2 protein-coding genes are annotated in these 1,965 nt (G+C 41.6%); both read left to right on the top strand.

What is annotated here, in order from left to right; genetic code table 11:
- Positions 1-1,044, top strand: a 1,044-nt coding sequence (locus ACT3XD_RS19495; protein WP_444280693.1) for a DUF262 domain-containing protein, incomplete at its 5' end; no start/stop codon positions are given.
- Position 1,045: 1 nt separating this feature from the next.
- A complete protein-coding gene (locus ACT3XD_RS19490) occupies positions 1,046-1,675 on the top strand; it encodes an MAE_28990/MAE_18760 family HEPN-like nuclease (protein ID WP_192539930.1) in 630 nt (209 codons plus the stop codon).
- Positions 1,676-1,965: the final 290 nt, after the last annotated feature.

Raw genomic sequence — 1,965 nt, 5'->3', positions numbered from 1 at the left:
GCGCAAATACAAGAAGAGAAAAAGACTGTCGATTTTGATACGAGAGAATTCACGATTGAGATAATCGCTCAAAAATATCTAAAGGATATTGATAGTGACGAGAACGAGCTATTTGTTCCAGATTACCAGAGAGAGTTTGTTTGGGATGATGTTCGACAATCTAGGTTGATTGAATCTGTCACTTTGGGCTTGCCAATCCCTATTATATTTGTAGCCGAGAACTCTAGCGGACGTCTTGAAATCGTTGACGGCTCGCAACGAATTAGAACTTTAGCAGCGTTTGTAAGTAACGAGCTAAAACTTTGTGGTCTCGAAAAACTGATGGAAATGAATGGGGTGCAGTTCGACGATCTCCCTATGTCAAGAAGGAGGAAGGTCAACAACACTCCTATTAGGATGATCGTTCTTTCTGAGTCCGCGACTGAACAGGTTAAAAATGACCTGTTCGAAAGAATTAATCGTGGAAGTGATTTATTAAGAGCAATGGAGAAAAGAAAGGGGATTTATCGAGGGCCGTTTAACGATTTTATCTACGGCGAATGCGCCAAAAATCCCCTAATGAAGAAGCTAGCTCCGCTTGCGAAAGCTGTAGATAACCGCCAAGAACATGAGGAACTTATACTGCGCTTTTTCGCTCTAGTGGACACATATCCACGCTTTCTTACCCACGGGCGCGGAATAGGATCAATGCTAGACGAGTATATGGAAAATATGAACAGGGATTTTAGCGTACAAGAAAGAAATAAAAAGGAGGTTCAGTTCAAGAGAATGTTGGAGTTTGTTGAAAGTTCTTTTCCAAACGGCTTCTTAAAGCGTAATGGGCAGGGCGTATCTAGGGTGTTTTTTGAAGCGCTCGCCGTTGGTGTTCATTTTGCTTTAGAAGAATATCCACAGCTTAGTGGCATCCGTGTGAACCCCGGAAAATGGATGGCTGATAGTAATTTTCGACCGCTGGTAGCTGGTAAGTTTAAAACACATACGCCAGACAAAATTCGAGCTCGGGTGGATTTTGTGAAAAATCAACTGCTAGCCAATAGGTCCTGACATGCAGTCAGTTCGAATAGACTTTGATGAAAAGAAGAAAGAAGCAGGAATCCTTCTTTCTCTTGTGGAAGAACTTAGCGTAACGCCTCGCAGCATTGAGAAAACTTCTATCGTCAAGTCCGCTTTCATTGTTCTTCTATATAACATGACTGAATCAACTCTCGTTGCTATTCTCGAGGAGATACATGAGAAGCTGAAGCGCTGCCCTTATAAGGATTTATCCAATGTTTTACAGACACTTTATGTTGATTTTTACTTCGGTAAAGCGCAAACGAAAGCCAACCTTAAAAGCTTAAATGCTACCCTTTTTGATGATCTAAGATTTCCGAATTTTCATGATTTTTCTAATCGAATACGATTATTCTCTGGAAACTTGGATGTAAGGTCGGTTAACGAAATTCTAAAAAAGTATGGAATAGCTCAGATTAGGCCACAGAACTCGTCGGCTGTTCTTCTTGTGAAAAACAAAAGAAACAAGATTGCACATGGCGAGGAGATGATGAAAGACTCATGCAGGGGCATGACATGCAGAGAACTCGAGAGTTTAAGAGAGGCCATAGATGAGTTTCTCGGTAAAGTCATCGACTCTGTTGAGCTATATCTCTCAGAAAAAAAATATAAGCTCAGCTGAACAACTTCAATTGGTAGCGTTTATGGGACGTAGTTCAGGATCAAGCATTAAGTATTACCTAAAAAACAAATGCAGCTGACGCTTGAATGCGGCTGATTTATGCGTTGAGGTTGTAGAAAAAACGCTTACGGTTAATTTTTATTAGGATTGAGGAAGCGGATGAGGAGTGGTCAGCATGTCGCGCTTCAAGGCTTATAACTACGATCAGAACGCCATGGTGGTGATCAACTACCAGGACTAGCTTCAGTCTGGCACCTTGAGCACGCCGTGCACTATCTGATCGAGCATAA

It is taken from the genome of Halomonas sp. AOP7-B1-5 (assembly GCF_052353045.1).
In the GTDB taxonomy this organism is placed as follows: domain Bacteria; phylum Pseudomonadota; class Gammaproteobacteria; order Pseudomonadales; family Halomonadaceae; genus Vreelandella; species Vreelandella colorata.
Note: the sequence above shows the minus strand (reverse complement) of the source record. Positions and strands in the feature narration are given on the sequence as shown.